Annotated in this window: 17 protein-coding genes; 11 read left to right on the top strand and 6 right to left on the bottom strand. The window is 66.5% G+C overall.

Translation table 11 applies throughout. The features are described from left to right. From purL to rpiB, 5 genes are all read left to right on the top strand, one after another. The coding region (gene purL / locus ACXWUF_RS05830; RefSeq protein ID WP_458493728.1) for a phosphoribosylformylglycinamidine synthase at positions 1-3,722 on the top strand (3,722 nt) is incomplete at its 5' end. A 90-nt stretch (positions 3,723-3,812) separates the two neighbouring features. Continuing rightward, positions 3,813-4,154, top strand: a complete 342-nt coding sequence (locus tag ACXWUF_RS05825) for a hypothetical protein (protein WP_458493727.1) — start codon at positions 3,813-3,815, stop codon at positions 4,152-4,154. Further along, positions 4,151-4,552: an HNH endonuclease gene (locus ACXWUF_RS05820; RefSeq protein ID WP_458493726.1), complete on the top strand. Its 402-nt coding sequence runs from the start codon at positions 4,151-4,153 to the stop codon at positions 4,550-4,552. Before ACXWUF_RS05825 ends, ACXWUF_RS05820 begins: the two co-directional genes overlap by 4 nt. 111 nt (positions 4,553-4,663) lie before the next feature. Further along, positions 4,664-5,098 carry an Hsp20/alpha crystallin family protein gene (locus ACXWUF_RS05815; RefSeq protein WP_458493725.1) on the top strand — a complete coding sequence of 145 codons (435 nt, stop codon included), beginning with the start codon at positions 4,664-4,666 and terminating at the stop codon, positions 5,096-5,098. Between the two features lie 427 nt (positions 5,099-5,525). Then, entirely contained in the window at positions 5,526-5,957 is a 432-nt protein-coding gene (rpiB, locus tag ACXWUF_RS05810) for a ribose 5-phosphate isomerase B (protein ID WP_458493724.1), read from the top strand. A 162-nt stretch (positions 5,958-6,119) separates the two neighbouring features. Here the strand turns inward: rpiB and ACXWUF_RS05805 are convergent, their stop codons facing one another. Beyond that, complete coding sequence (locus ACXWUF_RS05805; RefSeq protein WP_458493723.1) at positions 6,120-7,181, bottom strand: NAD(P)-dependent alcohol dehydrogenase; 1,062 nt, start codon at positions 7,179-7,181, stop codon at positions 6,120-6,122. 364 nt (positions 7,182-7,545) lie between these two features. Between ACXWUF_RS05805 and ACXWUF_RS05800 the strand changes: the two genes are divergently transcribed. Beyond that, a complete protein-coding gene (locus ACXWUF_RS05800) occupies positions 7,546-8,535 on the top strand; it encodes a diacylglycerol/lipid kinase family protein (protein ID WP_458493722.1) in 990 nt (329 codons plus the stop codon). Positions 8,536-8,559: 24 nt separating this feature from the next. Here ACXWUF_RS05800 and ACXWUF_RS05795 read toward each other — a convergent pair whose 3' ends face one another. Next, positions 8,560-9,309, bottom strand: a complete 750-nt coding sequence (locus ACXWUF_RS05795; RefSeq protein WP_458493721.1) for a phosphatase PAP2 family protein — start codon at positions 9,307-9,309, stop codon at positions 8,560-8,562. Between the two features lie 124 nt (positions 9,310-9,433). Here ACXWUF_RS05795 and ACXWUF_RS05790 point away from each other — a divergent pair, with 124 nt between their 5' ends. Together ACXWUF_RS05790 and ACXWUF_RS05785 are read left to right on the top strand one after the other, a co-directional pair. Next, entirely contained in the window at positions 9,434-9,958 is a 525-nt protein-coding gene (locus tag ACXWUF_RS05790; RefSeq protein ID WP_458493720.1) for a c-type cytochrome, read from the top strand. A 53-nt stretch (positions 9,959-10,011) separates the two neighbouring features. After that, a complete protein-coding gene (locus ACXWUF_RS05785) occupies positions 10,012-10,347 on the top strand; it encodes a c-type cytochrome (protein ID WP_458493719.1) in 336 nt (111 codons plus the stop codon). Positions 10,348-10,514: 167 nt separating this feature from the next. Here ACXWUF_RS05785 and ACXWUF_RS05780 read toward each other — a convergent pair whose 3' ends face one another. The 4 genes from ACXWUF_RS05780 to ACXWUF_RS05765 form a co-directional block, all read right to left on the bottom strand. Continuing rightward, complete coding sequence (locus ACXWUF_RS05780; protein ID WP_458493718.1) at positions 10,515-11,621, bottom strand: AI-2E family transporter; 1,107 nt, start codon at positions 11,619-11,621, stop codon at positions 10,515-10,517. A gap of 215 nt (positions 11,622-11,836) precedes the next feature. Beyond that, positions 11,837-13,108 (bottom strand): cation:proton antiporter, encoded by a 1,272-nt coding sequence (locus ACXWUF_RS05775; protein ID WP_458493717.1) that lies wholly within the window; start codon positions 13,106-13,108, stop codon positions 11,837-11,839. A gap of 5 nt (positions 13,109-13,113) precedes the next feature. Next, complete coding sequence (locus ACXWUF_RS05770; protein ID WP_458493716.1) at positions 13,114-13,485, bottom strand: c-type cytochrome; 372 nt, start codon at positions 13,483-13,485, stop codon at positions 13,114-13,116. Then, a complete protein-coding gene (locus tag ACXWUF_RS05765) occupies positions 13,482-14,078 on the bottom strand; it encodes a c-type cytochrome (protein ID WP_458493715.1) in 597 nt (198 codons plus the stop codon). The genes ACXWUF_RS05770 and ACXWUF_RS05765 overlap by 4 nt, the downstream gene beginning before the upstream one ends. A 173-nt stretch (positions 14,079-14,251) precedes the next feature. On the opposite strand from ACXWUF_RS05765, the gene coxB reads away from it, so the two are divergent. The 3 genes from coxB to ACXWUF_RS05750 are packed head-to-tail and all read left to right on the top strand — an operon-like array spanning position 14,252 to position 17,890. Next, a complete protein-coding gene (gene coxB, locus ACXWUF_RS05760; RefSeq protein ID WP_458493714.1) occupies positions 14,252-14,974 on the top strand; it encodes a cytochrome c oxidase subunit II in 723 nt (240 codons plus the stop codon). A gap of 10 nt (positions 14,975-14,984) precedes the next feature. Then, positions 14,985-17,510, top strand: a complete 2,526-nt coding sequence (locus ACXWUF_RS05755) for a cbb3-type cytochrome c oxidase subunit I (protein ID WP_458493713.1) — start codon at positions 14,985-14,987, stop codon at positions 17,508-17,510. Then, positions 17,507-17,890, top strand: a complete 384-nt coding sequence (locus ACXWUF_RS05750; protein WP_458493712.1) for a hypothetical protein — start codon at positions 17,507-17,509, stop codon at positions 17,888-17,890. Before ACXWUF_RS05755 ends, ACXWUF_RS05750 begins: the two co-directional genes overlap by 4 nt. Positions 17,891-17,911 lie beyond the last annotated feature (21 nt).

The raw sequence follows: 17,911 nt of genomic DNA, 5'->3' as shown, positions 1-17,911 counted from the left end.
GGCGCAGCCTGGAGCGCGTCCTCGACTACGGTCCAGCGGCCACGCCGCCGGACGCCAATGGATTGTATTTCCTGGTGGTGCCCCGGCTTGGCACCATTTCGCCCTGGTCCAGCAAGGCCACCGACATCGCCCGCCGTTGCGGCCTGGAGGCGGTGTGGCGCGTGGAGCGTGGGCTGGAATATCACGTCCGCGTGAATGGCGAATTCGGCGCCAAGCAGCACGACCGCCTCAAGCCCCTGCTGCACGACCGCATGACCCAGGCCGTGCTGGGCCGGGGCCAGGAGCAACTCATCTTTCAGCATCACAGCCCGGCGCCGGTGCAATGCGTGCCGGTGTTGCAGCAGGGCAAATGGTCGCTGATTACCGCCAACCGGGAATTGGGCCTAGCGCTGTCGGATGAGGAATTGGACTATCTGGCGGAGAGCTTCACGGCCATCGGGCGGAATCCCACCGATGTCGAACTGATGATGTTCGCCCAGGCCAACTCCGAGCATTGCCGCCACAAGATTTTCAACGCCGCCTGGATCATCGACGACGACCTGCAAAACCAGTCCTTGTTCGGCATGATCCGCAACACCAGCCAGAAATCCCCGACCGGCATCCTGTCCGCCTACAAGGACAACGCCGCCGTGGTGGAAGGGCCGGTGTCCGCCGCCTTCATCCGCGACCCGGATAGCCTGGAATACGGCTACAAGAACGAGCCGGTCCATCTGCTGATGAAGGTGGAGACCCATAATCATCCCACCGCCATCTCGCCGTTCCCCGGCGCGGCCACCGGCTCGGGCGGCGAAATCCGCGACGAGGCGGCGACCGGGCGGGGTTCCCAGACCAAGGCTGGATTGACCGGCTTCTCCGTGTCCAGCCTCCGCATCCCCGGCTTTGAGCAGCCCTGGGAACAGGACCACGGCAAGCCGGGCCGCATCGCCTCGGCCCTGGACATCATGATCGACGGGCCATTGGGCGGCGCGGCGTTCAACAACGAATTCGGGCGGCCCAATCTCTGCGGCTACTTCCGCACCTTTGAGCAGCCTTCCCTGGACGGTGGCCTTAGGGGTTATCACAAGCCCATCATGATCGCGGGCGGCATGGGCAACATCCGTCAGCACCATCTCGGCAAGGAGCCCATCCCGCCGGGCGCGCCCATCGTGGTGCTGGGCGGTCCCGCCATGCTCATCGGGCTGGGCGGCGGCGCGGCCTCGTCGGTGGCGTCGGGGGAGAGCGCCGAGGACTTGGACTTCGCCTCCGTGCAGCGCGGCAACCCGGAAATGCAGCGCCGTTGCCAGGAAGTCATTAACCGCTGCACGGCGCTGGGACCGGCCACCCCGATCCTGTCCATCCATGACGTGGGCGCCGGGGGCTTGTCCAACGCGGTGCCGGAAATCATTCACGACGCCGACCGGGGCGGCAAATTCGAACTGCGCGAAATCCCCAACGACGAGCCGGGCCTGTCGCCCATGCAAATCTGGTGCAACGAGGCCCAGGAGCGCTATGTGCTGGCCTTGAAGCCGGAGGCGCTGGACCGCTTCCGCGAGTTCTGCGAGCGGGAGCGCTGCCCCTACGCCGTCATCGGCTACGCCACCGAGGCGAAACGGCTGGAAGTGTCCGACCGGCTGCTGGGCAACGACGCGGTGCATATCCCCATGTCCCTGCTGTTCGGCAAGCCACCCAAGATGCGCCGCGAGGCGGTCAGGAAGGCACCCAAGCTGGCCCCGCTGGCGACCCAGGGCATCATGCTCAAAGAGGCGGCGCAGCGGGTGTTGCGCTTCCCGGCGGTGGCCGACAAGCGTTTCCTTATCACCATCGGCGACCGCTCGGTGGGTGGGCTGGTGGCCCGCGACCAGATGGTTGGACCCTGGCAAACGCCGGTGGCCGACGTGGCCGTGACCGCCACCGGCTTCCAGGCGTACAACGGCGAGGCCATGGCGATGGGCGAGCGCAGCCCGCTGGCCTTGATTGACGCTCCGGCTTCCGGGCGCATGGCGGTGGGCGAGGCCATCACCAACCTTGCGGCGGCGCGGATTGTGTCCTTGCGCAAGGTGAAGCTGTCGGCCAACTGGATGGCGGCCTGTGGCTCGCCCGAGGAGGACGCCCGCCTCTACGACACCGTGCGGGCGGTGGGCTTGCAACTCTGCCCGGCCTTAGGGGTCGCGATTCCGGTGGGCAAGGATTCCCTGTCCATGAAGACGGTGTGGAAGGACAACGGCCAGGATGTGGTGATGACCTCGCCCCTGTCGCTGATTATCACGGCCTTCGCGCCAGTGGCCGACATTCGCGCCACGCTCACCCCGGAATTGCGCCTGGACAGCGGCCCGACCCGGCTCGTCCTTATCGACTTGGGGCAGGGCCGCAACCGTTTGGGCGGCTCGGCGCTGGCCCAGGTCTACGGTCAGTTGGGCGACGACTGCCCTGACCTGGACGACGCGGAATTGCTCAAGGCGTTCTTCTCCGTGATCCAAGGCTCGAACGGCGATGGGCTGCTGCTGGCCTATCACGACCGCTCCGACGGCGGCTTGTTCGCGACCCTGTGCGAAATGGCCTTCGCGGCCCGCTGTGGTCTCGACATCGACCTGGCTGAATTGGGCGAGAACCTACTCGCCGCCCTGTTCGCGGAAGAGCTTGGTGCCGTAGTCCAGGTGCGCGAATCCGACCTGGACGCGGTGATGGAGCGGCTGATACGGGCCGGGTTGGAGCGGTGCGTCCATGTCATCGGGACGCCTCGGGACGATAAGCGGATCGTGTTCCACCATGGCGGGGACGTTTTGCTGGAATGCACCCGCGCCGAGTTGCAGCGCGTCTGGTCGGAGACCAGCTACCGGATGCAAGCCCTGCGCGACAACCCGGAATGCGCCCGGCAGGAATATCAATCCCTGTTGGACGAGAGCGACCCCGGCCTGTCCGCCGATTTGAGCTTCGATCCCACCCACAACGTGGCCGCGCCCTTCATTCTCAAGTCCCGGCCCCGCGTCGCCATCCTGCGCGAGCAGGGCGTCAACGGCCATGTGGAAATGGCGGCGGCGTTCGACCGGGCGGGCTTCGCGGCCGTCGACGTCCACATGAGCGACATCCTGGAAGGGCGGACCCGCCTCGCGGATTTCGTTGGCTTGGCGGCGTGTGGCGGTTTTTCCTACGGCGACGTGCTGGGCGCGGGCGGCGGCTGGGCCAAGTCGATCCTGCTCAACGTCCGGGCGCGGGATCAGTTCCAGGCGTTCTTCGAGCGCAAGAACACGTTCGGCCTGGGCGTCTGCAATGGCTGCCAGATGATGTCCCGCCTCGCCGACCTGATTCCCGGCGCGTCCAATTGGCCGCGTTTCATGCGCAACGAGTCGGAGCAATTCGAGGCGCGGGTGGCGCTGGTGCGGGTGGAGAAGTCGCCGTCGATTCTGTTCGCGGGGATGGAAGGCTCGCGTCTGCCGGTGGTCGTGGCCCATGGCGAGGGGCGGGCGGAGTTCCGTCAGGGCGCCGCCCCGGAACTGGCGAGCGGTCAGGTGTCCCTGCGCTACATCGACCATTATGGCCGGCCCACGGACACCTTCCCGTTCAATCCCAACGGCTCGCCCCGTGGCGTGACCGGACTCACCACCACCGACGGGCGCTTCACCATCATGATGCCCCACCCGGAGCGCTGCTTCCGCGCCGTGCAGAACTCCTGGCATCCCAAGGGCTGGGGTGAGTACGGGCCGTGGATGCGGATGTTCCGCAATGCGCGGGTTTGGGTGGGGTGATTGCCAGGGGAGGGCGTGCCAGCCTTGTTGCCGACGCCCGCCCGTGCCACCATCGCGTCGGATCATTCCCGAAACTGTAGGAGGCTCACCATGACCGCCATCGCTATCCGGCCCGTTCAAAAAGGCGCAGGCGAACCGCAATTCCGCGCCATTGCCGGGAATCGCCAAACAGTGGGGCGCACGATGGGCGAAGCCCTGGACGCGCTGACGGCGGAGTGGAATGACAGCACCGGGGAAACAGTGGTGCTGATTCAGCGTTTCCAGCCCGACGCCTACTTCACCCAAGCTCAGCATGACCGGATGCAAGCCTTGCTCGCCCGCCGCCACGCTCTGTCCGGGGAGGAGCGTCAAGAACTCGAAGCCCTGATCGACTCAGAAGTAAATGCTACTGTGGCCCGATCTGCCCGCGCTCCGTCGGCTCACCCGGCTTGAACAAACGTTATTCCGTCGTCGCTGAGCGGGCGGTGTATCGGTGCGAGTATTGTCGTGCGCCGGAAAGCGTATTCAATTTTCCGTTTGAAGTGGAACACATCCTGCCCATCGCCCGGGGCGGCAGCGATGATCCGGGCAATCTGGCTCTGTCATGCCGGGCCTGCAATTTGTTCAAATCGGATTTCGAGACGGGGCATGACGAAGCGAATCAAATCAAAGCGCCGTTGTTCCACCCACGCCGGGAAACGTGGGACGACCATTTTGCTGTGGACATCGAGCGGGCGGAGATAGTGGGTCTTACATCCGTCGGCAGAGCCACAGTAGAACGTTTGCGCATGAATCGCCCTCGACAAATCCAGGCCCGCCGCCAGTGGATACAGCTAGGCTTGTTTCCATGAGGTTGGCAGGCCCATTCGAATCGCGCTAGGCCCGCTCATCCAACACCTTGAAAAATCCCCGCCAATCTCCATATCGTGGCTGTACTCAACAACCTCCAACGGAGAACCGCCATGACCCGCTATGAACCCTGGAGTCTGCTGAATCAACTGCAACGCGAACTCGAACGCTCCTTCGAAGGCAAGGCGTCCGGCACCGACACCGCCGCCACCGCCGAATGGACCCCCGCCGTGGACATCAAGGAAGAAGTCGACCGCTACGTGCTGTGGGCCGACCTGCCCGGCGTCAGCCCGGACAGCATCGAAATCATGATGGAAAACGGCATCCTCACCCTCAAGGGCGAACGGGCCACCGAGGCCACCAACCGCCGCGAAGGCTTGAAGCGCGTGGAGCGCGTGTTCGGCACCTTCTACCGCCGCTTCTCCCTGCCCGACACCGCCGACGCCGACGGCATCTCGGCCCGCTGCACCAATGGCGTGCTGGAAATCTCCATCCCCAAGAAAGCCGCCGTGCAGCCCAAGAAAATCGTCGTGACCGGCGAGGGCTGAAGCCTCAGATTTTGATCGTTCCCCCTGAGCTACACGGGCGCCACGGCGCCCGTTTTTTTCGCCCGCTCATCCATCAGGGCAATCGCGCCATGTAGGTTTTCCCTGTCTTGCTCCCTCTCCAGCGGGAGAGGGTTGAGGTGAGGGGGATCAAAAACAGGTTTTCACTTTCCCTTTCTCCTCGCAAGTAGGCTTGAACCCATGCCAGATCGGTGGAAAAGATCCCCTCGGACTTCCCCTCACCCTAGCCCTCTCCCGCTGGAGAGGGGACAAAAGCCTCGTTGCGCACACAGCACGATTGCCCTGGCTCATCCATGCGGTGGCTATCGCTGTCGCCCGGAATGGCGCTACACTGCCGACCGGCAAGCAACGCCTATCCCATTAATTCAACAGGGTTTTTTGCCCTGCACCCAACCAAGAAGGAGCCATCATGAAAATCGGAATCGCCTCGGACCACGCCGGCTTTGGCTACAAGGAAGGCTTGCGGGAATGGTTGACCTCGCTCGGCCATGAAGTGGTCGACTATGGCTGTTTCAGCACCGAACAAACCGACTATCCCAAGTGGATCCGCCCCTGCGCCGTGGCCGTGGTCAACGGCGAGGTGGAGCGCGGCATCGTGCTGGGCGGCAGCGGCAACGGCGAGGCCATCGTCGCCAACCGCATCAAGGGCTGCCGTTGCGGCTATTCCTTCAACGAGCAGACCGCCGTGCTGACCCGCCAGCACAACGACGCCAACTGCATCGCCATCGGCCAGCGCATCGTCAGCTTTTCCATGGCGAAGCTGATCGTCGAGAAGTTCCTCAGCACCGAATTCGAAGGCGGGCGGCACATCCCGCGCATTGAGGCGATTGAGGATTTTTGAATGGAGTTATAGGGTGGGTGAAGGCGCACGTTTCGGAAGGTTTGATATGGCTGTCAGCTATGCCCTGCGCCGTAACCCACCCTGCCCGTTGGCATGGTGGGTTACGGCGCAGGCAAAGCCTCATCGAAATACAACGCCTTGCGTGGTGCGCCTCCACCCATCCTACGCGGCTGGATCAAGCCCAAGGCTGGCGATGTCGATGACGAACCGATACTTCACATCGCTACGCAGCATCCGCTCATAAGCCTCGTTGATGGCTTGGATGGGAATCACCTCCACGTCCGCCGCCACGCCATGTTCGGCGCAGAAGTCCAGCATCTCCTGGGTTTCGCGGATGCCGCCGATGAGCGACCCGGCCAGCCGCCTGCGCTGCATGATGAGCGACGGGGCGGCAATCGGGCTGGGTTCGGGCACGCCCACCAACACCATCGTGCCGTCGCGGCGCAGCAGGCCCAGGTAGGCGTTGTAGTCGTGGCTCGCCGACACGGTGTCGAGGATGAAATCGAAGCGCCCGGCGTGCTTGGTGAAGGCGTCCGCTTCGCCGGTGGCGACGAAATCATCCGCGCCCAATTGTTTTGCCGCCTCGCGCTTGCCCGGCGAATGGCTCAGCACGGTGACGTGAGCGCCGAACGCCTTGGCGAGTTTCACGCCCATGTGGCCGAGTCCGCCCAATCCGACCACGGCCACTTTGTCCCCGGCCTTCACGCCGAAATGCCGCAGCGGGGAATAGGTGGTTATCCCTGCGCACAGCAGCGGCGCGGCGCGGTCCAGGGGCAGGCTCTCGGGGATGCGCAGCACGTAGCTTTCGTTCACGGTGACGCGGGTGGAATAGCCACCGTAAGTGGGCGTCTTGCCGTCGCGCTCGTAGCCGTTGTAGGTGAGGGTCATGCCGTTCTCGCAGAATTGCTCCTCGCCGGATTCGCAGGCTTCGCAGGCGCGGCAGGAATCGACGAAGCAGCCGACGCCGACGGTGTCGCCGACTTGCCAGCGGGTGACCGCGCCGCCGACGCGGGCGACTTTCCCGACGATTTCATGGCCGGGCACCATGGGGAAGATGGACCCGCCCCATTCGTCGCGGGCCTGATGAACGTCGGAGTGGCAGACGCCGCAGTAGAGGATGTCGATCAGCACGTCGTGGGGCCCGGGTTCGCGGCGCTCGATGGCGTGGGGTGCCAATGGGGCTTTGGCGTGGGCGGCGGCGTAGGCGGGGGTTTTGGTGAGCATGGCGGCGTCCTTGATGGTGGCTGAAGGGATTTGCTGGTATTGAGTCGGCGATACCTTAAACCGTTCCGGGGGCGGCGTTAATGGGGGGGCGGGGTAGGGCGCTGGCTTTTCTTTGTCGGTGCATGTACTCCTATCCACCGTCCTGGGTCAGAAGCCCGTCCGGGTGGTCCGCCGTCCGACTGATGCGAGAACTCGTCGCGAACGGATCCTCGCCATGCCGGGTCGAAGCAAGTGATGAGCCACATTGAATTTTCCTTGGATATTGCGACCGGCCAGGCCGTCTGCCACTGCATAATTCCAAGTGATTGGCCCGTAAAATCCGAAGCGTCGCGTAGAGATTATTCCTAGCTGCCTTATGGTCACCATGCCCGAATCCCATCCATTTGGTGGAGAAGTCCGCGCCCCACGGGCCGACCACGGGTCCATTGGCCCCATCGGCGCGGATTCGCCCCTTTACGTCATTCTCAATGCTGGCTCGGGACGCGACGATCCCCTGGAGGTCCGGCGGCAGATCGAGCCGGTATTCGGCGCCGCGGGCCGCCCCCATAGCATTCGCCTGGTCCACGATCCCCGGGAGCTTCCACCCATCGCCGCCGAAACCGTGGCGCTCGCGTTACGCAACCATGGGTTGGTGGTGGCGGCGGGTGGCGATGGAGCGATCAATGCGGTGGTGCAACAGGCCTGGCCTCACGGGTGTCCGATCGGCGTGCTGCCGCAAGGCACGTTCAATTACTTCGCCCGCACCCACGGGATTCCCGAGGAACCCGGGCAAGCCGCGCGGCTGCTGCTGGAAGGCGAGCCGCAACCCGTCCAGGTGGGACTGGTCAACGACCGGGTGTTCCTGGTGAATGCCAGTCTGGGCCTCTATCCAGAGCTGCTGGAGACGCGTGAAGCCTTCAAGCGTCAATTCGGCCGACGGAGGCCCGTGGCGATGTTGGCCAGTGCCGTGGCGCTGCTGCGCCGGCATCGGGTGCTACGGATCATTCTGGAAACCCGGTCGGCGACCCGGTCCCTGTGGACGCCCACCCTGTTTGTGGGCAACAACGCCCTGCAACTGGAGCAGATCGGGCTGCCGGAGCATGAGAAGGCGGGGGCGGGTGAACTCGTCGCCGTCATGCTGCACCCGATAGGCAAGGCGGCCATGGTGGGACTCATGTGGCGCGGCGCCCTGGGCAACCTGGGCGAGGCGGGGAGCATCCTGAGCTTTCCCTTCCGGGGGCTGCGGGTCTGGCCGTCGCTATTCGCCCGCCACCGGATCAAGGTGGCGACCGACGGCGAAATTGACTGGCTCAGGACGCCGCTGCACTTCCGGGTGGCGCCCAAGCCGCTTTACCTCGTCAAGCCAGCTCGGTAGCGGAAGGCGGGCCGCGCCTCCCGATCACAGTCGAGGTTCCCGCCGCCCCTGGCCCAGTCTCCGGCGCCGCTGCAACCAGCGGGCGACCAGCCACCAGAGCAAGGCCCAGGCGGCGCCGGCCATCCAGCCGGCCACCACGTCCGAGGGCCAATGCACGCCCAGGTACACGCGGCTCAGGCCAATCAGGAAACTGAGCGCGATGGCCACGACCAACACGTACAGCTTGGTGCGCCGATCAGGGGTGATGCGGGCCAGCAGGGCACCCAGGGTCAGGTAGGTGACGGTCGCCAGCATCGAATGCCCGCTGGGAAAGCTCGCCGTGGTGACGTAATCGCCATGGGGGACCAGATCGGGGCGGGGCCGGTCGAAGCCGACCTTCAGGGCGTTGCCGAGGAGGAGGCCGCCGCTCACCGCGACGGCCAGCAAGAGCAGTTCGTGGCTTTTGCGCTGTAGGGCGAGGAAGCCGGCGATGCTAAGGGATATGAACAGGAGCACGGCGACGCTGCCCAGGGCGCTGAAATTTCGGAACAGCTCCTCCAGCCACTTCGGCCCGAGGGGATCGGCCTGATCGGTGGGGCTGCGCAACGCCAGCAGGAGAGCGGTGTCCACGGCGCGGGTTCCGCCCTCGACGACCGCGTCGGCGAGGGCGATGAAACCCCAGACGGCCGTGGCGACCAGCAGCACCAGCGCCAGAGTGAAGAACTCGCGGGCCAACAGGGTGGACTCGGCGGCGGCGAGCAGCCGCCGCGCCGGGCGGGTGAAATGTCGCTTCATGGGGCTAAGACCCGATCCGGGCCGGGCCGTTTCCCGGTGCCGGGTTCAAAAGCGGCTGAACCCCGCCGCGGCGGATGGGTCGGAGGAATTAAGGCCCGGACTCGTCGCAGCTTGGAAGGGAATCATGAAGCGAGCAATTCAGAAGCGAGCAATTCATTGGAGTCTGGCCGTCGCCCTGCTGGAATCGGTTGACACCGTGGCGGGTCAACCGTATGCCCTCCGTCCGGGCGCGGCGCAGTTGCTGGAGGTCCCCGTTTCGGGCAATCCCATCGGTGATCGGCCGGGGCCGGACATCAAAAATCCCTTTGGACACGATCCCAATGCCATCGTCCAGGGTGAGAAGCTGTTCGCCGCCATGAACTGCAATGGCTGCCACGCGCCCTTGGGCGGCGGCGGCATGGGACCGTCCCTGAGCGATGGGGAATGGATATACGGCGGCACGTCGGCCACCATCTACCTCAGCATCCACCAGGGCCGGCCCAACGGGATGCCGTCCTGGGGCCGGAGCCTGCCGCCCGAGGCCATCTGGAATCTGGTGGCTTACATCGAGACCCTCGGCAAGGCGCCGCCGCCCCCCGAACCGGGCGCCCCGGAAAAGCCCGCCCATCCGGCACCCTCGGCGCTGAGTCCGCTGGGACTGCCGCCATGACGGCCCGGTCCCGGCGAAGGAAAGTCGCCCCCGACATGGGCTGGCCAGCCAGAATGCGGTCGGTTTGCGCCGTCTGGCTATTAACGGCCTTCGCCGGAATGGTCTCGGCCGACCCGCCGATCCAAGCCGGGCAGACAGCCTTCACCCTCCGCTGCGGCCTGTGCCACGCGGTGCGCGGAACCCCGGCGCGAGGCATCCTGGGTCCAGACCTGACCCATCTGATGAGCCGACGCCACATCGGCGCGGGACTGCTCCCCAACAGCATCGGCAACCTGGGTGGCTGGGTGGCCAACGCCCAGACCCAGAAGCCGGGCTGCGCCATGCCCGCCATGGAACTGCCCGGATCGGAATTGCAGGCGATCCTCGCCTATCTGTTAACCCTGGAATGAACGGCGCAGGCATGTGGCCGGTGCAACGAGCAGGCGGCGGTTCTTCATGGCGTTTTCTCCGGCAAGGAAAACACGTATAGGTTGGCGGGGTTGGCTTTGCGTTACCTCGGGACTCCAGCGCGTAGTCGGCGTCTCGGCGGTACGCCAGGACATAGGTCGAGCGGTACTCAGGGCAGGTCCACCTTCTCCCCCAGCACATCCCTGAGGTACAGCATCTGGACCAGCACCATGGTGGCCACCGCCAGCGGCGGTGCCAGCAGCAGCCCCAGGATCCCGAAGCCCGCGCCCATGACGAGCTGGGACGCCATTAGCAGGGCCGGTGGCAGGGACACGATCCGCTGCTGGATGTAGGGCGTGATCAGATAGCCCTCCAGGCTCTGGATCACGAAATACAGGATGGCCACGTACAGGGCCGTCATCCCGTCCTGGGACAGCCCCACCATGATTGCCGGGACGGCGGCGATGAGCGGGCCGATGTTGGGGATGAAATCCAGCAGGACGTTGACCAGGGCGAGAACGAAGGCGAACGGCACGCCCAGGATCGCCAGCCCGGCGAAGGTCAACACCCCCACGGCCAGCATGGCGGCGATCCGGCCGATCAGCCACCAGCGGAGGGCATGCCCCACATGGCCGAAAGCCTCGCAAACGCGCCCCCGGTGCTTCTCGGGAAAAAGGCGCGCCGTGCCGTTGATGTAGAGCCCGGGATCGGCGGCGAAATAAAGCCCTACGACGAACACAACCAGGACGCTGCCGAGGGCACCGAACGCGGTCGAGAAAATTCCGGCGATTTTGGACATCTGCTGGGGATCGGTCAGGCCGCTTCCGGCCCTGGACAGGGCATCCAGCAGGGCGGGTCCCCAAGCGTACTGGCCGAGGCCGCCCCGCAGGCGGTCGAGCGCCGAGGGCAACTGCCGGGACATCTGGTAAAACCCGTCGGCGAGGGCGGGGCCGTAGAGCGCACCTATCAGCACGGTGGCGCCCAGCAGCGTCAGGACCACCAGTCCCAAAGACCAGCCCGTGGACAGCGGCGTGTGGTCGCTGACGAAGACGGCGAGGGTGCGGAGAAAAATGCCGAACAGGAGGCTGGCGAAGATGAGCAGCAGAATCTGGGCCACCTGCCACACCGCCAGCAGCAGCCCGACGACCGCGGCCCCGGTCGCCGCCACGATCAGCGTCCGCTGTGCCAGAAATCCCCTGGAAGGCCGGACCTCCCCGGCCTCGCGTTCCATTGGCGCCGCACCGGCCCGCGCTTGGCCTCGGTCCGCAATGTTCATGTCCCTGTCTCCCTGGTCATAGTGGCAATCCCGCATTTTCGGCGTCCGTTAACACGGGGACTCACCGGAGCCGGGATTTATCCCGACAATGTCGGCCTTTTCATAAGCGGTCGCGGATCGCGGGCGGCGCCCCGGTGCCAGAGATGCTTTTATCCAGCCTTCCGGGAGGCGGACTGGGCTTGTCGCGGCGTCCTGGCCCAAGCCGCTGGCCGCATTCAATGGAAATCCCCGGCGTGGCGCGGTTTGCCGCCGGCATCTGTGGCGTTTGCCGGGGCGCCGGCCAGTCGATCTCCCCAGTGGTGATAGCACCACTTGAGCAACAGGGGCGCGATGATGGTCGTGAACGCAATCACGATAATTAGGGCGGCGTGGACTTCGTTGTCGAAGATGCCCGAGGTGCGGCCCAGTTCCGCGAAGATCAGCCCCACCTCCCCGCGTGGCACCATGGCCAGCCCCACCGCCAAGCGGCTCACCCAGGGCTCGGCGACGAACAGGGCGCTGACCAGCTTGCCCAGCATGGCCACCCCGATCAGCGAGGCGGAGAAGGACCAGATGAACGGCGAGGTCCAGTCGATGGCCCGAAGGTCCAGCGACAGGCCCACCATCACGAAGAAGATCGGCACGAACAGGTGGATGATAGGCCGCATCTGCCGGTCGATCTGTTCGGCGAACGCCGGGTCGTGGTGCAGGGCCAGGCCGAAGGGCAGGAAGAACCGCCGCGACAGGGCCAGACCCGCCGCGAACCCGCCCAGGAGTTCCGGCGCCCCCACCGCATGGGACAGCCAGGCGAAGAACAGCACCAGGGACACCACCATGGTGGGAACCAGGCCCGGCGTCTGGCTGACCCGGTCGAAGCGGCGGATCACCCCGGAGATGAGCCGGGCCAGGATGGGCGCCAGGACGAAGAACAGCGCGATGAACACCAGCACCCGGCCCGCGTTGACATAGCTCACCCCGCCGCCGACGGAAAACTCGTACAGCACCGCCAGCAGCACCACGCCGAGGATATCGTCGATCACCGCCGCCCCCAGCACCAGTTGGGCTTCGTGGGACTTGTTCCGGCGCAGGTCGGCCAGCACCCGGATGGTGATGCCGATGCTGGTGGCGGTGAGGGTGCCGCCGATGAACAGCGCCTCCAGCAAGGCCCGCCCGAAGCCCCAGTAGCTGACCGAGAAGCCCAGCGCGAACGGCCACACGAAGCCGCTGAGCGCCACGACCGCCGCCTTGCCGCCCACCTGGGCCAGTTGCCGGATGTCGGTTTCCAGCCCCGCTTCGAACAGCAACAGGATGATGCCGATCTCCGCCAGCATGTGGATGACCTGATCCGGGGCCAGCCAGCCGAGGGCCGTAGGCCCGAGCAGTATCCCCGCCAGCAGCTCGCCCACCACCGGCGGCACGCGGATGAAAGCCGCCAATTCCGCACAGATCCGCGCCGCCAATAGGATGATGAGCAGGTTCAGGAAGAAGGTGTGGGCTTCGTAGGGCACGGTCTTCAGTCGGGGCGGTAAAGATAAGCCGCCATGTCCCAGGCGTCCCGCTCCGTGACCCCCAGGTCGGGCATGGCGCTGCCGGGCGCGATGGCTTGGGGTTGCCGCAGCCAGTCGACCAGGTGGTCCGGGGTGTTGGGGAGGCGGCCCGCGATGTAGCCCCGGCTGGCCCAGCGGTCCAGGGGCGGGCCGACGCGGCCCGTGGCCTCGACCATGCCGGGGATGACATGGCAGGCGGGGCAGGCGTGCTGGCGCAGGGCGATCTTGCCGCGTTCCGCATCGCCGAGCAGCGACGGGGCGGGCGGCTTGGGCGGGTCGCAGGCGGCGAGCAGCAGCAGCAGGGCGGCGGGTAATCCGGCTGGGTGGCACGTACTCATGGGGCGTTCCCGTCCGGCCCGCAGCATCGACCGGGAGCCGCCGCCGGGAGGCCGGCCGCCCCGCCGCCCAGGGTCCGTTCCAGCGCCGCATAGCCCTTAGGCGACAGCGCCGGCAGGCTCTCCACGAAGTCCACCACGGCCCACAGCGCCCGCTCGTCCAGCCGGAACCGCCAGGCGGGCATCCCCGTCATGCGGATGCCGTTGGCCACCACCCAGTAGGCGTACTCGGCGGAGTGTTCGCGGGCGGTCTGGACCAGATCGTTGGGCAGCGGCAGCATGCCCTGGCCGATGTCGGCGCGGGGCACGCCGGGCGCCCCATGGCACTGCACGCACTTGTCCCGGTAGATGCGGAAGCCCTGCTCGTACCTGCCCTCGGCCTCCGGCACGGGCCGGATGACGGCGCCGGTACGCACCTGTATCGACCGGTGCAGGGCGAAATCCAGGAGCTTGTAGACCGGCGGGGTGTGCTGGTGAATGGCGGCGACGTTGTACAGGCCACCGATGACCACCACGGCGCCACCGACCAGCCCCAGTATCCCCAGCAGGGCGAGGGTGAGGGCGGCGTGGAGTAGAAACTTTCCCGGTTGAACCATGGTCATCCTTGCATACGGTTCGCAAACCCGAGCCATCCGGCTCGGTGCCTCGGCCAAGGGAGTGACCGATGTCCGTCCAGCATCCGACGCCTTCCGGCGTTATAGTCCTTTCGACAGTCCGCCCCGCGCTTAAGTGCCGCGTTCCGCCGGTTTCCGCCGTGTCGAAGCGCCTTATGAACTTCCGGGCCCAGTTCGCCAGGCTGTCCGTCGGCCTGCTGCCGGCTTTGGGCCAAGGCGCCCAGCAGTCGTCCCTCGATCCCCAAACCCCGACCGCGACCGCCATCGCCGACATCGCCTGGCTGATGTTCGGCGGCGCGGCGGTCATTTTCGCCCTGGTCATGGCCCTCGCGGCCTGGTCGGTGGTCCGGCCGGGCCGGGCTTCGGGCTGGCTGGCCAACCAGCGGGCCATCGTCGTCGGCGGCATCGCCTTCCCCGTCGTCCTGCTGACGGCGCTGCTGGTCCACACGCTGCGCGTGGCGGGCGAGATCGTCAGTCCTGCGGCAGCCCCCGCGCTGCGCATCGAGGTGGTGGGCGAGCAGTTCTGGTGGCGGGTGAACTACCTAAACGAGGCCGACCACATCGACGTGCCCACGGCCAACGAAATCCACCTGCCCGTGGGCCGGGAGGCGGAACTCCGGCTCCGCACGGCGGATGTGATCCACAGCTTCTGGGTCCCCAACCTGGCGGGAAAGATCGACATGATTCCGGGGCGGGTCACGACGCTGCGGCTCTACCCGGAACGGCAGGGCGTCTGGCGGGGGCAGTGCGCCGAATACTGCGGGGCGCAGCACGCCAACATGGCCCTCCTGGTGGTCGCGGAGCCACCGGAAGCGTTCGAGGCCTGGCTGGCCCATCAACGACGGTCGGCGGCGACCCCGGCCACGCCCCCGCCCTGAGGAGACACGGATGACGCCGGACCACGATTACCCCAACCCCCTGCCCCGCCCGCCCGAGGAACTCGCCACGCTGAAGCGGGTCTGGCGGCGTCCCCGGGGCTTCCACGCCATCACCGTCGTCAACAACACCTACATCGGCGTCTATTACATCGGCACGGCCTTCCTGTTCTTCCTGCTGGCCGGGGTGCTGGCCCTCTTGATGCGCACCCAGCTCGCGGTGCCGGAAAACGACTTCCTGAGCCAGAGCGTCTACAACCAGATGTTCACCATGCACGGCACGGTGATGATGTTCCTGTTCGCGGTGCCGGCCATGGAAGCCTTAGGCATCCTGATCCTGCCCAACATGCAGGCGGCGCGGGACCTGCCGTTCCCCCGCCTGTCTGCTTACGCCTTCTGGGCCTATTTCGTGGGCGGGCTGGCGTTTTTCTGCACGATCTTCGTCGACCTCGCGCCCAATGGCGGCTGGTTCATGTATCCGCCCCTGACCAGCTATCAATACGGTCCCGGCGACAATTCGGATTTCTGGCTGCTGGGGATCGGCTTCATCGAGATTTCCGCCATCGCCGGGGCCATCGAGATCGTGGTCGGCGTGCTGCTGACCCGCGCCCCCGGCATGAGCCTCGACAAGATGCCGGTGTACTGCTGGGTGATGCTGGTGTTCGCGGTGATGGTGATGATCGCCTTCCCGGCGGTGATCCTCGGGACGGCGCTGCTGGAGCTGGAGCGGGCCTTCCACTGGCCGTTCTTCGTGGCGGAACGGGGCGGCGACCCCCTGCTCTGGCAGCACCTCTTCTGGTTCTTCGGCCACCCGGAGGTCTACATCATCTTCCTGCCCGCCGCCGGGATGGTCTCCATGATCATCCCCACCATGGCCCAGACGCCCCTGGTGGGCTACCGGCTGGTGGTGCTGGCCCTGGTCGGCACGGGGCTGTTGAGCTTCGCCCTGTGGGTGCATCACATGTTCGCCGTCGGCATGCCGCAGCTCTCGATGAGCTACTTCTCCGCCGCCAGCATGGCGGTGTCGGTGCCCAGCGGCATCCAGGTGTTCGCCTGGATCGCCACCATCGCGGCGGGCCGGCTGAGGCTCACGGTGCCGTCGCTGTTCATCCTGGGCTTCCTGTTCATCTTCATGCTGGGCGGACTGACGGGCGTGATGCTGGCGGTGGTGCCCTTCGACTGGCAGGCGCACGACACCTATTTCATCGTGGCCCATTTGCACTACGTGCTGGTCGGCGGGATGGTGTTCCCGCTGTTCGCGGCCTTCTACTACTGGATGCCCTACGTCAGCAAGCGGCCCCTCTCGGAGCGGCTGGGCCGCTGGGTGTGCGGGCTGCTCTTCGTCGGCTTCAACACCGCCTTCTTTCCCATGCACATCACCGGGCTGGTGGGGATGCCGCGCCGGGTCTACACCTATTCGGCGGGGCTGGGCTGGGACGGGCTGAACCTGGTCTCGACCGTCGGGGCCTATCTCATCGCGGTGGGCGTGCTGCTGTTCCTGGTCGATCTGGCCCGCAACTTCCGGCTGGCGGGCGACGAGGAGGGCGCGGGCAACGTCTGGAACGCCGGCACCCTGGAATGGCTGCCCAGCGGGCTATACTCCAGCCGCAGCATCCCCATCGTGGCGAGCCGCGAGCCGCTCTGGGACCAGCCGAACCTAGCGAAGGACGTGGAAGCCGGGCGCTACTACCTGCCCGGCGCCCCCACCGGCACGCGGGAGACCCTGATCACCAGCCCCATCGAGGCCCGGCCACTGTACCTCCTGCAAATGCCGGGGCCGGGCTGGCCGCCGGTGCTGGCGGCCTTCGGCACGGCGGCTTTTTTCCTCTTGCTGACGGTGAAGCTGGTGGCGTTGGCGCTGATTTCGGGGGTGTTCGCCCTCGCCATGATCTTCCTCTGGGTGTGGGACACCGATCCCGGTCCCAACCATCCGCCGGTGGACATCGGCGGCGGACTCACCGTGCCGGTCTACGCCACCGGCTCCATGTCCCATTCCTGGTGGGCCGTCTGGGTGCTGATCCTGGTGTCGGCCTCCACCTTCGCCTGCCTGGTGTTCAGCTATTTCTTCCTGTGGACGGTGGGGCCGGAGTTCTGGCCGAAGGATCCGGCGCGGCTGCCGGAAGCCAGCTTTCCGGGCGCGGCGGCGCTGCTGTCCCTGCTCGGCAGCGGGTTGATCGCCTTCGCCAGCGACCAACTGGCGGCGAATCGGCACGGGCCGGTGCGGCTGGCGCTGCTGGGCGCGGCGGTGTTATTGGTGGGGGCTTTCGGGGCCGAGCTGTACGGCCACTGGCGGACGGGGCTGCGCCCCACCGATTCGAGCTACGGGGCCGTCGTGTACGCCGTCGTGTCGATCCAGGGCTTCTTCATCGCGGTGGTGGCGACCATGGCCCTCTACACCCTGGTCCGGTCGCTCGCGGGTCGACTGGACGGAGTGCGCCGGGCGACCTTCGACAACACCCGGCTGTTCTGGCACTACACGGTGGTCCAAGGGCTGCTCGGCCTGGCCCTGGTCCACCTGGCCCCCCGGTTGCTCGGGTGACCGCGATGGGTCCGGCGCGGCGCTTCACCCTCGAAATCCTGCGGATGCTGTCCGGCCCCATCGTCTGGGGCGCCCATTTCCTGTTCGTCTACGTGTTCTCGGCCCTGGCGGTGGCGCGACAGTTCCACGGCGTGAGCTGGCTCGGCGCGGGCCTGGTGTCCTGGGCCGTGGGCCTCGCCACCGTGCTGGCCGTGGCCGCCATCGTGGCGCTGGTCTTCCCCGCCTGGCGCCGGGTGCGCGAGCGCCCGGGCCACGGCACGGCGGCCTTCCTGAGCTGGATGACGGTGGCTTTCGGCGGGTTGGCGTTGCTCGCGGTGCTGTGGGTCGCGTTGCCGGTTCTCTTGATACCCGTCGGGGGACTTAACGGGTCGGCCCGCTAGCCGCCGATGGGGCCGCAGGCT

This window comes from Methylomagnum sp. (genome assembly GCF_054333355.1).
Note: the sequence above shows the minus strand (reverse complement) of the source record. Positions and strands in the feature narration are given on the sequence as shown.

What these genes read in the sequence shown, in the direction of transcription:
- ACXWUF_RS05825 (WP_458493727.1), top strand. Translation starts at nt 3,813, where the DNA reads ATGACCGCCATCGCTATCCGGCCCGTTCAAAAAGGCGCAGGCGAACCG.
- ACXWUF_RS05815 (WP_458493725.1), top strand. Translation starts at nt 4,664, where the DNA reads ATGACCCGCTATGAACCCTGGAGTCTGCTGAATCAACTGCAACGCGAA.
- rpiB (WP_458493724.1), top strand. Translation starts at nt 5,526, where the DNA reads ATGAAAATCGGAATCGCCTCGGACCACGCCGGCTTTGGCTACAAGGAA.
- ACXWUF_RS05805 (WP_458493723.1), bottom strand. Translation starts at nt 7,181, where the DNA reads ATGCTCACCAAAACCCCCGCCTACGCCGCCGCCCACGCCAAAGCCCCA.
- ACXWUF_RS05800 (WP_458493722.1), top strand. Translation starts at nt 7,546, where the DNA reads ATGCCCGAATCCCATCCATTTGGTGGAGAAGTCCGCGCCCCACGGGCC.
- ACXWUF_RS05795 (WP_458493721.1), bottom strand. Translation starts at nt 9,309, where the DNA reads ATGAAGCGACATTTCACCCGCCCGGCGCGGCGGCTGCTCGCCGCCGCC.
- ACXWUF_RS05790 (WP_458493720.1), top strand. Translation starts at nt 9,434, where the DNA reads ATGAAGCGAGCAATTCAGAAGCGAGCAATTCATTGGAGTCTGGCCGTC.
- ACXWUF_RS05785 (WP_458493719.1), top strand. Translation starts at nt 10,012, where the DNA reads ATGCGGTCGGTTTGCGCCGTCTGGCTATTAACGGCCTTCGCCGGAATG.
- ACXWUF_RS05780 (WP_458493718.1), bottom strand. Translation starts at nt 11,621, where the DNA reads ATGAACATTGCGGACCGAGGCCAAGCGCGGGCCGGTGCGGCGCCAATG.
- ACXWUF_RS05770 (WP_458493716.1), bottom strand. Translation starts at nt 13,485, where the DNA reads ATGAGTACGTGCCACCCAGCCGGATTACCCGCCGCCCTGCTGCTGCTG.
- ACXWUF_RS05765 (WP_458493715.1), bottom strand. Translation starts at nt 14,078, where the DNA reads ATGGTTCAACCGGGAAAGTTTCTACTCCACGCCGCCCTCACCCTCGCC.
- coxB (WP_458493714.1), top strand. Translation starts at nt 14,252, where the DNA reads ATGAACTTCCGGGCCCAGTTCGCCAGGCTGTCCGTCGGCCTGCTGCCG.
- ACXWUF_RS05755 (WP_458493713.1), top strand. Translation starts at nt 14,985, where the DNA reads ATGACGCCGGACCACGATTACCCCAACCCCCTGCCCCGCCCGCCCGAG.